10 protein-coding genes are annotated in these 12,551 nt (G+C 71.1%); 2 read left to right on the forward strand and 8 right to left on the reverse strand.

Annotated elements, in window-relative coordinates; all coding sequences use genetic code 11:
• Positions 1–22: 22 nt before the first annotated feature.
• Positions 23–745, forward strand: a complete 723-nt coding sequence (locus tag ACIBKY_RS42945; protein WP_397106337.1) for a siderophore-interacting protein — start codon at positions 23–25, stop codon at positions 743–745.
• A 1-nt stretch (position 746) separates the two neighbouring features.
• Here the strand turns inward: ACIBKY_RS42945 and ACIBKY_RS42950 are convergent, their stop codons facing one another.
• Entirely contained in the window at positions 747–1,433 is a 687-nt protein-coding gene (locus tag ACIBKY_RS42950) for a hypothetical protein (protein WP_397106339.1), read from the reverse strand.
• Between the two features lie 254 nt (positions 1,434–1,687).
• On the opposite strand from ACIBKY_RS42950, the gene ACIBKY_RS42955 reads away from it, so the two are divergent.
• Positions 1,688–3,043, forward strand: a complete 1,356-nt coding sequence (locus ACIBKY_RS42955; RefSeq protein WP_397106340.1) for an MFS transporter — start codon at positions 1,688–1,690, stop codon at positions 3,041–3,043.
• 169 nt (positions 3,044–3,212) lie between these two features.
• Here the strand turns inward: ACIBKY_RS42955 and ACIBKY_RS42960 are convergent, their stop codons facing one another.
• From ACIBKY_RS42960 to ACIBKY_RS42990, 7 genes are all read right to left on the reverse strand, one after another.
• The gene (locus ACIBKY_RS42960) at positions 3,213–5,816 is read right to left on the reverse strand and encodes a DUF5682 family protein (protein WP_397106342.1); all 2,604 of its coding nucleotides are present in this window, start codon (positions 5,814–5,816) and stop codon (positions 3,213–3,215) included.
• Entirely contained in the window at positions 5,813–6,922 is a 1,110-nt protein-coding gene (locus tag ACIBKY_RS42965) for an AAA family ATPase (RefSeq protein ID WP_379613013.1), read from the reverse strand. Before ACIBKY_RS42965 ends, ACIBKY_RS42960 begins: the two co-directional genes overlap by 4 nt.
• 9 nt (positions 6,923–6,931) lie before the next feature.
• On the reverse strand, positions 6,932–8,158 hold the full coding sequence (locus ACIBKY_RS42970; RefSeq protein WP_397106344.1) for a VWA domain-containing protein: 1,227 nt from the start codon (positions 8,156–8,158) through the stop codon (positions 6,932–6,934).
• On the reverse strand, positions 8,155–9,519 hold the full coding sequence (locus tag ACIBKY_RS42975; RefSeq protein WP_397106345.1) for a hypothetical protein: 1,365 nt from the start codon (positions 9,517–9,519) through the stop codon (positions 8,155–8,157). Before ACIBKY_RS42975 ends, ACIBKY_RS42970 begins: the two co-directional genes overlap by 4 nt.
• Positions 9,519–10,010 (reverse strand): hypothetical protein, encoded by a 492-nt coding sequence (locus tag ACIBKY_RS42980; RefSeq protein WP_397106347.1) that lies wholly within the window; start codon positions 10,008–10,010, stop codon positions 9,519–9,521. The genes ACIBKY_RS42975 and ACIBKY_RS42980 overlap by 1 nt, the downstream gene beginning before the upstream one ends.
• A gap of 72 nt (positions 10,011–10,082) precedes the next feature.
• Positions 10,083–11,978 (reverse strand): prolyl oligopeptidase family serine peptidase, encoded by a 1,896-nt coding sequence (locus tag ACIBKY_RS42985; protein WP_397106348.1) that lies wholly within the window; start codon positions 11,976–11,978, stop codon positions 10,083–10,085.
• 50 nt (positions 11,979–12,028) lie between these two features.
• The gene (locus ACIBKY_RS42990; RefSeq protein WP_397106350.1) at positions 12,029–12,532 is read right to left on the reverse strand and encodes a MarR family winged helix-turn-helix transcriptional regulator; all 504 of its coding nucleotides are present in this window, start codon (positions 12,530–12,532) and stop codon (positions 12,029–12,031) included.
• Positions 12,533–12,551 lie beyond the last annotated feature (19 nt).

Below are 12,551 nucleotides of genomic sequence, written 5' to 3' on the forward strand. Positions count from 1 at the left end.
TTAGCTCTATTAAGGAGGCGTGATGCGGAAATACTTCGCCCGTTACACGGTCGAGGCGACCGTCACCGACAACGAGCTGGTCACGCCCACGATGCGGCGGATCCGGCTGGTGGCGAGCGCGCCGATCGGCCTGCCGTACCGGCCGGGCCAGCACGTCAGGGTCCAGATCATCGACCCGCTGTCGGTCCCCGGAATCCTGCGGCCCGGTGAGACGCTGCGCACGTACACCATCTGGGAGCTCGACGGGCTAGCCATCGAACTGCGCGTGCACGACTACCCCGGTGACGGCATCGGCCTGGCCTGGGCCCGTGAGACCAAGCCCGGATCGGCCGTCACGCTGTGGTGGCCGCAGGGCGACTTCTTCACCCGCGAGGCGCCGTTCCACGTGTTCGTCGGCGAGGAGACGGCGAGCGCCGCGTTCGGGCCGATGATCCGCGAGCTCGGGCCGACGGCGCGGGTGTACGGCGTGCTGGAGAGCGAGAGCGCCGAGCACGACCTGCCGATGCCCGGCGAGCACCCGCTTCGGCGCGTCCATCGGCGCGGTGCCCCCGCCGTGTCCTCGACCGTGCTGCTGGCCGGGCTGGCCGAGCTCGAACTACCCGGCAACACCGGTGCCGCCTATGTGGCCGGCGAGGCCAAGACCTGTCAGATGGTGCGCGACTTTCTGGTGCGCGAGCGGAACTGGGCGCGTACCTCGATCAAGGTCAAGCCCTTCTGGGCCCCCGGGAAGAAGGGGCTGCACTGAGTCAGATCAGCGCGCTCAGGCCGGTGTGGAGGTCGGCGCGCTCCCTGTCCGTGAGGATCTTGTACGGCTCGGCCGCCGCCACGTTGGTGGCGTGTTCGATCTCGGCGTGCAGGGGGCCCTCCCGAAGGTTCACCACCTCTTCGGCCGTGAGACCCGCTGCCCGCCAGGCGGCGGCGTGGGCGTCGGCCCGGCTGTAGCGCAGGGCGGCCAGGCGGTTGAACAGCAGCAGGCCCGGTGCGGCGCCGGGGGGTTCGTAGGGCGGGGCCATCAGTTCCAGCGCGCCGCCCGGCTGCCTGGGGGCGGCGGCCAGCACGCGGGCCACCTGGGCGGCCAGGTGCGTCACGTCGGGCCAGATTCTGGCGGCGGTGGCTTCGTGGTGGGCGTACAGGGCCCTGATGAACGTGGCGGTCTTGGGGGTCGGGTGGAGGGCGTCGGTCTCCTTCAGGGTGCCTTGGGCCAGGTGGACGGCCACCTCTTCGGCCAGGTCCGCGGGCTTGGTGTAGCGGTAGATCGTGGACAGGCCGGCGCGGGTCAGGGGGCGGAGGGGGAGCGTGTAGCGCAGATCGACCAGGAAGCCCGGCGTGAACGCCGGGTGCTCGAAGCCGGGGCGGGCGGCGGCGTGCAGGCTGACGTGGGCGGCGTCGATGAGCGGCGCGATGCGTGCGGCGAAGAGGTGAAATTTCGGCATTTGGGTTGTGGGCGTTTGGGGTGCTGGGCATTTGGGGTGCTGGGCATCTGGGGTGCTGGGCATCTGGGGTGGTGGACGTCTGGGGTGCTGGCGTTTGGGGTGCTGGGCGGTCTGGGGGTTCTGGCATTACGGGGAGATTATGCGGCATCCGTAGCCGATCAGCAGGGGATCGGAACCGGCCGGGAGCAGAGTGAAACCGGTTCGACCGGGCTGGTGTTCAACCACCGCTCATCCCTCTCGCCCCAGGAGCCGTCGTGGTCCTCGCCAGTCCAGCCGTGCGCAGCCCCAGCCGCTGGCTGCCCCTGCCCGTCGTGCTGGTCGCGGTGTTCGTGACCACGCTCGACTTCTTCATCGCCAACGTCGCCATCCCCTCCATCCGCACCGACCTCGCCGCCGGTCCCGCCGCGACACAGCTCGTGTTCGGCGGGTACGGCCTGGCCTACGCCGCCGGCCTGATCATCTCCGGCCGCCTCGGGGACCTCTACGGGGCGCGCAGGATCTTCATGGCCGGGCTCGCGCTGTTCACGCTGGCCTCCGTGGCCGCCGGTACGGCGCCGGGCATCCTGGTGCTGATCGTGGCGCGGGTGGTGCAGGGGGGCGCGGCCGCCCTCCTGGCGCCGCAGGTCCTCACGCTGATCGGCGCCCTCTACCCCGGCGCCGACCGCGCTCGGGCTTTCGGCTGGTACGGCACCGCCACCGGCGTGGCCGGCGTCAGCGGGCAGGTGGTCGGCGGGCTGCTGATGGCGGCCGACCTCGGCGGGCTGGGCTGGCGCGCGGTCTTCCTCATCAACCTGCCCATCGGCGTCGCCGCACTGCTGATGGCCAGGATCGTCCTGCCCGAACTCCCGGCCGCCGCCCCGGCGGGTGCGGGGCGGACGTTGGACGTGCCGGGGGCGCTGCTGGTGGCGGGTGGGCTGGCGGCGATCGTGCTGCCGCTGGTCCAGGGGCCCGAGCTGGGCTGGCCGCTGTGGACCTGGCTGCTGCTCGCCCTTTCCGCGCCCCTGCTCACGGCGTTCGTGGCCCGCCAGCGTACGCGCCCAGAACCCCTGCTTGACCTGCGCGTGTTCGGAGAGCCGGGCTTCGCGACCGGGCTGGTGGCCGTGGCACTGCTGTTCGGAGGGTCGGCGGGGTTGTCGTTCGTCCTGGCCGTCTATCTGCAGGACGGCCTGGGCCTCGGACCGCTGTCCGCCGGGATGGTCTTCACCGCGCTCAACGCGGGCTTCTTCGTGGCCTCGCTGCGCCGGGGCCGCCCGGTGGCAGGGGCGCTGGCCATCGTGACCGGGCTGGTGCTGGTGCACGAGGCGGTCGGCGCGGGCGAGCCGTACCTGATAGCGGCGGCGCTCGGAGTGACCGGGGCGGGGATGGGCCTGCTGATGTCACCGCTGATCTCGACGGTCCTGGCGGGAGTACGCGGGGAGCGGGCCGGCGCCGCGGCCGGAGTGCTGGGCACGGCCCAGGAGACCGGCGGCGTCCTGGGCGGAACACTGACCGGCGCCGTCTTCCTTGCCGCCGCCGACCGGGGCTGGACGGCGGCGGCCCAGAGCGCATTGGTGCTGCTCGTGGTGTTCGCGGCGATCGTGGCCGTGCTCGTGCTCGCCAACAGGCAGTAGTTTCGGACGCTCGACGGAGGACGCTCGACGGAGGACGCTCGACGGAGGACGCTCGACGGAGGACGCTCGACGGAGGACGCTCGACGGAGGACAACCGGCTGAGGACGACGGAGGACGGCTGATGGAAGCGGCCGGCCGACGCCCGGCCGGGCCGCTTCCGCGCGGGAACTCAGGTCAGAAGGCCCGCGACGGCCACCCCGGTCTCCGGGTACGCCGCCAGCAGCGCGCCGATCTCGGCGTTCAGGTCGGCGACCGGCTCACATCCCAGCAGCTCCCCGACCGCCGCCCCGGTCGCCGGATACGCGGCCAGCAACTCACTGACCGGCCCGGAAACCGCCACAGCCCTGCGCGACGAAGGCTTAGCCAGCCACGGCGGCGTGAACGAGTCCACCTCGCCCAGCCGGGCGGGGAACGTCCGTTCGGCCTCACGAACCAGCACCGGCACCAGTTCGGGCGCCTGCTCCCGCAAAGTGGTGATCAGCTTGGGCAGCCAGGGCAGCAGCACGTCGTCGGGCAACTGCCCGAACGCCCTGGACAACACCTCCACCACGAACGGCGCCAGCGCGGGCGCCGACTCCAGCGCCTGCACGAACCCGCTCACGTACTGCGGCACCGACGGCACCACCAGCGGGCTGCCGAGCAGCTCACCGACCAGTTCCCGAAGCTCGGCCATGCTGAGCAGCCCGAGCTGGTACCGCGCCGTCCACAGCAGCGCCACCTTCGCGGGCACCGTGGGGTGCGACTGCTGTACGGCCAGCTCAAGCTGGGCCCGGTCGCAGCCCAGCGACAACGCCAGGCTCTCCATGGTGAACAGGAACCCGAGCATCGCGCCCACCTGGCGTACCCCGGTCTCCTCCTCGACGAAGGCCGTGGGCAGCAACGTGCAGTAGTGCGCGTACCCGGTGGTCACGAACGCCTTGGCCCATTCGGGCAGCTCCGGCTCCGTGGCCCGGTAGTGGGCCAGCAGGCGGCGGATGCGCCGTAGCACGTCGGGGGCGTCGTCGACGGTGCGCTCGCCGGACAGCAACTCGATGGCGCGGGCGCCGAGCTCGTCGGTGAACCGCCTGCTGCCCAGGTAGAGGATGGAGTCCTCGACCGCGTCCAGCGCCACCGAGGCGGTCGCCTTGGGGTCCCAGACCGCGCGCCGTAGCCGCTGCTCAAGGACCTGCTCGATGGTGACGCCCTCGTAGCCCAGCTCGATGATCGAGCGCTGGTTGCGGCCGATCGACAGGTCCCAGCTCTCCTGGTGGGAGCGCTCGCCGAGCCGGCGCGAGCCCATGATGGGACGGACGGCGTCGTCGGGCAGGAGCCTGCGCAGGATCCACAGCAGGTGGGAGCAGGGTTCGAGCTCGGGGTGGGCGTCGAGGTCGATCAGGGCCCGCTGGATGGTCCGCTTCTCCAGGTCGAGCCCGAGCGGCTTGAGCCGGTCGAGCACGTCCCTGGCCAGGGGCGGCAGCGAGTCGTAGCCGACCTGCCCGACCTTGTCGCCGCCGAGCATGATTTCGACCAGCCGCCGCACGTCCCTGCGGCCGGGCACGACGTCCTTCTCGATGCAGGTGACCGCGGCGTCCTGGAAGTCGTACGGCGTAGGCCGCTTCCTGTTGCGCATGCCCGCGAGCAGGATCGACGTCTCGAACACCGCGATGGCGTCGGCAGTGCTGGCCAGGTAGCCGTTGCGCCTGGCCAGCCGGACGATCTCGACGCACCACCCGAGCAGTTCCGCCTCGTCGAAGCCGTCGAGGACGGGCGGCTGGGTGAGGAAGGCGTGCAGCCCTTGCGACTCGACCGGGGCGGGCGCCTTGCCTTTGCGCTTGGAGCCGAGCTGGTAGGAGGCGAGGCCATGCCGTTTGAGTGACTTGTCCCAGGTCGCGGCCGCGATCGAGACCGAGCCCGGCGCGAGGCCGAACTGATTCTCGATGGCCGAGTGGCTGGAGGGGATGAGCCCGTAGAGCCAGCTCGTCTTGGTGCGCGGGCTGATGTCGAGGTGCTCGTCCATGACCGGGCTGGCGGCGTGGAAGGCGCCGCACACGTACAGGCAGTCGGCGGGGTCGGCGCCGGTCGCGGCCAGGTGCTCGCGCATCCTGGTCCACATGTAGCGCTCGCGGTCCTCGTCCACCTCGTTGCCGCCGGGCTTGATCCGGCGGAACAGGCTGCCGATGAGCACCATGACCTGACGGTAGGTCTCGTAGTCGGCGCCGGACAGCGGCTGCTCGACGTACTGGTCCCACCACTCCGACCAGTGGCGCACCTTGCCGTGGTGGAGCAGGTGCTCCTCCAGGGCGGCGAAGCCGGGCCGCAGGTCGCCGATCTCGATGCCGACGTCGGCCGGCTCCGCCCGCGGCTCCCACTGGAACACGTGGTCCACCGACCGGTCCACCAGGACGATCTCCACGCCCGGGGTGTCCAGGGCGTAGGCGATGGCCTGGTACTCCGCGGACGACTCGGTGATGGGCGCGACCACGCTCAGCGGCGCCCACTCCTTCGGGAAGCCGTCGATGTCGGTGGCGAAGGCCTGCAGCGCGACCGGGAGCTTGCAGTTGTGCAGCTCGTCCAGGACGGGGCGCAGGTCCTCGCACAACTCCAGGTAGATGACCTTGGGCTGCTTCTCCCGCAGCCGCCGGACCATCGCCATTCCGGAGGCCGGCGAGTGGTGGCAGACCGGGAAGATCTCCACGTCGGTCCGCAGCGCCTGCTCGACGTCGTCGATCAGAGCGGCGCCGAACGTCTCCGCGGCGCTCGCGAGCTGCTCGCGCAGGGGGTCGAAGGGGTTCATGACAGGGTGGAGATCGCCTCACGGCCGCCGTCGAGGAATTCCTTCCACGGCCCGCCCTCGTCCTTCTTGCTGCGCGGCTCGATCACGCCGTGCAGGTACTTGTTGAGGATCGCCAGGTCCTCGGGGCTGCGCCTGGCCAGCGAGCCGACCAGCGAACTGGCCAGGGTCGCCGCCTTCAGCGTGTTGTCGCCGAAGAACTGGCTGTGCAGGATGGCGTCCTCCAGCACGCCGATCTGCTCGGCGGTGGACAGCGCCGACTCCAGCTTCTCGTCGTCGCTGGTGGCCGAGGCCGCGGCGGCGCGCAGGTCGGCGAAGCTCTGCAGCAGGATGTCCAGCAGCGTGGGCGGCAGCTCCAGCTCGATCTGGTGCCTGCGCAGCAGCTCCTCGGTACGGAAGCGGACGATCTCCGCCTCGCTCTTCTTGTTCGTCACCACGGGGATGCGCACGAAGTTGAACCGGCGCTTCAGGGCCGAGGACAGGTCGTTGACGCCCCGGTCACGGCTGTTGGCGGTGGCGATGATGGAGAAGCCGGGCTGGGCGAAGACGATGTTGTCGTCGTCGGGCAGCTCGGGGATGGAGACGTACTTCTCCGACAGGATCGAGATCAGCGCGTCCTGCACGTCGCTGGTGGAGCGGGTCAGCTCCTCGAAACGGCCGATCACGCCGCGTTCCATCGCGGTCATGATGGGCGAGGGGATCATCGACTCCTTGGACTGGCCCTTGGCGATGACCATGGAGACGTTCCAGGAGTACTTGATGTGGTCTTCGGTGGTGCCGGCCGTACCCTGGACGACCAGTGTGGAGTTGCGCGAGATCGCCGCGGCCAGGAGCTCGGCCAGCCAGCTCTTACCCGTGCCGGGGTCGCCGATGAGCAGCAGGCCGCGGTCGGAGGCGAGCGTGACGATGCTGCGCTCGACGAAGCTGCGGTCGCCGAACCACTTCTGCGGGATCTCGCGGTCGAGCCCGTCGGCGCGGTCGGAGCCGAGCACGAAGATACGCACCATGCGCGGGCTGAGCCGCCAGGAGAACGGCTTCGGGGAGGTGTCGATCGACTCGAGGTAGTCGAGCTCTTCGGCGAACTTGATCTCTGCGGGGGCACGCAGCAACGGAGGCTCCTAGGTGTTCAGGAAAGTCTTGAGCTCGTTGACGAGCTTGCGGATGTGTCCGGAGATGACCGGTGTGCCGAGAGCTTTGAGCTTCTGGCGGTACCACGGGTCCACGCTGGCGTGGCCCGAGCTGTTCACCGAGCCCACCGGGATGAACTTGACGCCCGACTTGTGCAGTGCCTCGAAGTCCGTGATCAGCGACCGGTTGTCGTAGAAGTCGGAGATCCACACCATGACGGTGTTGCGCGGATCGGTGATCTTCGGGCGGGCCAGCGCCATCGCGACCGTGCCGTTGGTGCCGCCGCCGAGCGTGGTGCGCAGCAGCACCTCGAACGGGTCGTTCACCCACGGGGTCAGATCGAGCGCCCGGGTGTCGTACGCGACCAGGTGCACGTCCACCTTCGGCAGCCCGGAGAAGATCGAGGCCAGGATCGTGCAGTTGACCATCGCGTCGACCATCGAGCCGGACTGGTCGACGACCACGATCATCTTGGCCGGGGTGGTGCGCTTGGCGGTCTGCTTGTAGAAGAGCTTGTCGACGTAGAGCCGCTCGTCCTCGGGGCTCCAGTTGGTGAGGTTCTTCCAGATCGTGCGCTCAAGGTCGAGGTTGCGGTAGACGCGCTTCGGCGGCACCGACCGGTCGATCGTGCCCGCGCTGGTCTTCTCCACCTGTGTACGCAGCACCTGGGCGACCTCGTCGACGAACCGGCGGATCAGCGCCTTGGCGTTGGCCAGCGCCACACCGGAGAGGTTCGCCTTGTCACGCAGCAGCTGCTCGATCAGCGACATGCTGGGCGTGAGCTGCTTGGCCAGCTGCGGGTCGGCCAGTACCTCGCGCAGGTGCATGCGCTTGACCAGGTCGGCCTCGACCTTGCCGAGCTCGCCCGCCGCCTCGCCGCCGAACGCCTCCTGCAGCCACCCGGCGTCCTGCTTCCACCCGGCCAGCTGGGTGGCGCTGACCGTGCCGCCGCCGGTGGCGAAGGTGTTGAGCAGCAGCTTCGACACCAGCGCCGCGTTGGTCACCTCGTCGCCGTCCAGCTTGCGCAGCCTGTCGGCCAGCTCGGGGTGGCGCTGCACCAGGTTGTCGATGGACACGCCCGGGTCGAGCAGCGCGGGCGGCAGCCCGAGGTCGTCGACGATGGCGACGCTGGCCTTCTCCAGGGAAGGCTGCTCCTCGCCCTCGAACACACGCGCCAGCAGGCGCCAGTAAAGAATCTGACGTCGGGTTTCGCTCATTTGCGCAGCAACCGTCCCGCTCGCTCCTTGAGTACCGAGACGGGATCGCCAGCCTTGGCGCCGCTCTTGAGCACCTTCTGGTCGGTGGGTCCCTGCGCCCAGTCGCCGTTGTGCGCGGCCACCGGCTCCTTCTTCACGCTCGCCTGAACGGCCAGCGGTTGCAGCCGCCATCCCCCGCCGTCCCAGCGCATCAGCCCGATGCACGCGGTGGACGCCTTGAGCAGCTGCGGCGTCAGCGGCCCCGACTGCGGCAGCCGGTCGAGGTCGAAGGGCAGCTCGGCGCCGTCGAGCCGGATCATGGCCCCGTCGCTCTTGTAGCCCTCAACGAACACCGGCTCGGCGACGCGGACCGGGTGGCGGTCCAGCGGCGGCACCGCCGGCGCGCTCGCCCCGCCGAGCTGGACCCGGGCGGTGGCGAACGGGTCGCTGTACGCGCCCACACCGGCCTTGGCCTCCTGCCAGAGCAGGTCGCCGCTGGACAGCAGCGTCATACCGGTGATCTCCAGGCTGAGGTGCTTGGCCAGCGCGCCGGTCAGCACGGGGTAGTCCTGGAACAGCTGCCACACGAACGGCCCGGCGATCGTGTCGACCTTGGCCGCGGACACGCTGGTGCGCACCAGGCGGCCGTGCGGCTCCAGGATCGCGTGGAGCTGGATCTGCGCGGCCGTACCGTGCTCATGGATGTCGACGCCGAGCGGCAGCAGCCGGCCGGAGACCTCTTCGGCGCCCTCCACCGCGCCCGTCTGGGTGAGCAGCAGGGCGCGCGCCCACAGGTCGGCCCAGCGGCGCACGGGCAGGTGCTCCATCGCGCCGACCGGGGAGGAGGCGCGCAGCTCCGCGGCGAGCCCGTCGAGCAGGACGCCCGCCCGGCGCAGCCGCGGCTCGGCCAGCATGCCCTGGATCGCCTGGTCGGCGGAGGAGGCGAGTTCGTGGTCGACGCCGCGCCAGCCGGTGATGGCCAGTTCGGCCAGCCAGGAGCGGCAGGCGCTGGTGAGCGGGTCGGCGGCAGGGGGCTGGGCACCGTTCCAGGGGGCGCGGGTACGGCCGAGCGCGGTGTCGAGCCGGGCGAGCAGCATGTCGTGCACCGCGCCGAGCAGCGTGGTGCGCGCTCCTGCCAGCGCCGTCAGGTGCTCCTCCGCGATCGAGCCCGCGGTGAGCTTCCCGGCGGCGTCCGCGGCCAGGGGGCCGAGGGGAGTGGCGGCGACGGCGCCGGCGAGCGCGGTCAGCGCTTCCGCGCGCTCCTCGCCCAGCCGGGCGAAGCCGTTGGCCAGCGCGTCGTCGAAGCCGGCCACCAGGCCGAGCGCCTCGTCGAGTCCGGGCTGCGGGCCTTCGCGCAGGGCCGCGAGCTGCGTGGCGAGCATCAGCTCACCGCCCCGAGCGAGGGGAACCAGTGCATCTCGGCGACCGGTTCGCCGGTGGAGGGCAGTTCGAGGTAGGCCAGGTGCCGCAGGAAGCGGCTGAAGACCACGGCGGCGGGGATGGACTCGTGCCCGCCGTCCAGGTTGCGCACCAGGTCGCCCGCGCTCTCGCCCTCGACGCGCAGGTAGCGGGTCACCTGGTCGAGGCCGTACTGCAGGATGGCCTCGTCGACCAGCGAGCGCAGGTGCTTGCACGGCGCGCCGCGCAGCCCCCCGCAGGGCCGGTTGTTGTTGGTGCTGCAGTTGTAGCCGTGGGTTCCGGCGGTGATCGAGGAGACGTACACCCGCTCGATGTCGGAACCGCTGGACACCACACCTTGCAGCCGGCCCTCCGCCATCTCGACGAAGGGCACTTTAGCCAGCTTGCGCGGCTGGAGGGGTGACACCACCCGCAACGCGCTGAGCTGCTCCCACGCGGGTCTGTCCGCGTTCAAAGGACGACCTCCAAGATTGGTATCGGTCGATCAGTGAACGGGAATTTACCCGACCAGTCCGACAATTTCCGATCAACGAAAACCTTCGCCGGGCAGCGCGCGGCGCAGGAAGTCGAGCTGGTGCGTGAGGAGGAACTCGGCCGTCGGCCGGTGCCCCGCGCGGGTCAGCGGCAGCACCTCGTGCGGGCGTCCGGCCTCCAGCAGCGCAGCCGAGAAGCGCAGCGTGTGCGCGGCCACCACGTTGTCGTCGGCCAGCCCGTGGATCAGCAGCAGCGGCCTGGTCAGCCGCTCGGCCTCCAGCAGCGGTGAGCACCGGTCGTAGGCCTCCGGGTGCTCGTGCGGCTGGCCGAGGTGCCGTTCGCGCCAGTGGGTGTCGTACATGCGCTGGTCGGTGACGGGCGCGCCGGCGATCGCCGCGTGGAAGACGTCCGGCCGGCGCAGCACCGCGACCAGCGCCAGGAAGCCGCCGAACGACCAGCCGCGGATCGCCACCCGGCTCAGGTCGAGCGCCGGCTCCAGCTTCGCCGCCTCGTGCAGGCCCTCGACCTGGTCGTCGAGCACCGGCTGGGCGATGTCGAGGTGGATCGCACGCTCCCAGGCGGGGCCGCGGCCAGGGGTGCCCCTGCCGTCGACCGCGAGCACCGCGTAGCCCTGCTCGGCGAACCACTGCGAGACATAGGTGGCCCAGAACGGCTCGGCGGTCACCTTGCGGATGGCCGGCCCGCCGTACGGGTCCACCAGGACCGGAAGCGGCCCGTCCTCCTCCCGGTGCCACGACGGCAGGAACAGCGCCGCCCGCAGCTCGCGCGGGCCCAGCCTGAGCAGGCGCATCCTGAGGTCGAGCACCGGCTTCTCGGCGTGGGAGACGATCTCCTCGCCGCTCTCGCGGATCCTGGCGCCGATCACCGTGGTGCCGCCGCGCGCGGTGTCGTCGAGCCCGGCCCGGCCGAGCTTCTCCAGGCCGGCGTCCGGGTGGTAGGACCACAGCTGGGTCTCGGTGGGCTCGTCGGTGGCGGTGAACAGCACGCTCTCGCCGTCCACCGACCGCACCGTCAGCAGGTTCAGGCCGGGCGGGGTGACGGGCCGCCCGCCGTACAGGAGGGTGCGGGTGTCGTCGCGGTCGTCGCTCGTGAGCCACACCCCCTTCCCGGTACGGCGCGGCAGTCCCGGCACCAGCGTCACCCAGGCGGCGTCACGCTGCTCGGCCAGGAGTTCCGTCCGCCCGGTGGCGGGATCGACGGCGAACATCCGGACCCGGCGCTGGTCGCGGCTCTGCACGGCGGCATAGGGCCCGTGCGCGTCCCAGCCCGCGGCGGTCAGGTACTCGTCGTCGGCTTCGACCCGGATCCGTGTGCCGTCGAGGTCGACGATCCACAACGTCACGTCGGCGTTGGCGGTCCCCACGGCCGGATACGGGAAGGAGCGCGACGGCCGGGACGGATCGGACGGATCGGCGAGATGCCAGCGCTGGACGGGCGCGGTGTCCACCCGCGCCACCAGCAGCCGCCGCCCGTCGGGCGCCCACCAGAAGCCCTCGCGCCGCCCGATCGACTCGGGCGCGACGTACTCGGGCAGTCCCCATGTCACCTCCGGCCCGTCGGGCTCGGCCACGGCCCGGTCGCCGTCGCCGTCCACGCCGATGACCCGGAGCGCGCCGGCGCTGACGTAGGCGATGCGCTCGCCCGTGGGGTCGGGCCGGGGGGCGCGCACCGGCTCGGCCGAGGGCAGCGCGCCGCCGGCCGTGCACAACTGCCCGTCGCGCTCGAAGGCCAGGACCCGGCCCTCGTCGTCGGCCGCGTACGCGGTGATGCCGGGCCCCGCCACCAGGCGTTCCTCGCCCTGGGCATGCGCCCACAGACTGCTGTCACGCAGGAAGAAGACAGTACGCCCGTCGGCGGAGACGGTGAAGGAGGACGGCCGGCCGAGCGTGAACCGCTCGGTGCGCGCGAGCTGGCTGAGAAAGGTCATGAACGCAGCATGGCCGCCCCCGTGATCACGGGAAGCGGCCTTCTCCATCTTCATTCTACCAGGCTGGTGTCTCCCAGCGACTCCAGCAAGGTGCGCAGCAGCCCGGCCAGCTGATCGCGCTCGGCGGGACCGAGGGCGGCCAGCAGGCGTTCCTCGTTGTCCACGTGCGCCCCGACGAGCCGGTCGACCAGCTCAAGGCCCTGCGGCGTGAGCCGGATCCGCACCGACCTGCGGTCGTCGCTGGCCCTGACGCGTTCGACGAGGTCCTTGGCCTCCATGCGGTCGATTCGGTTGGTGATCGCGCCCGAGGTGACCATGGCCGCCTTGAGCAGTTCCCCCGCGCTCAGCTCGTACGGCGCGCCGGACCTGCGCAGCGTGGCCAGCACGTCGAACTCCCACCGCTCCAGCCCGTGCTCCTGGAAGAACGCCTTGAGCTCGCCGCCGAACAGCAGGCTGAGCCGGGAGATCCGGCCGATGACCCCCATCGGGGAGGGGTCGATGTCGGGGCGTTCCCTCTTCCACTGGGCCAGCAGCATGTCCACCGCGTCGCTCATGGCGAAACCTCTTAACGTT

Source organism: Nonomuraea sp. NPDC050394, from assembly GCF_044459065.1.
GTDB lineage: Bacteria > Actinomycetota > Actinomycetes > Streptosporangiales > Streptosporangiaceae > Nonomuraea.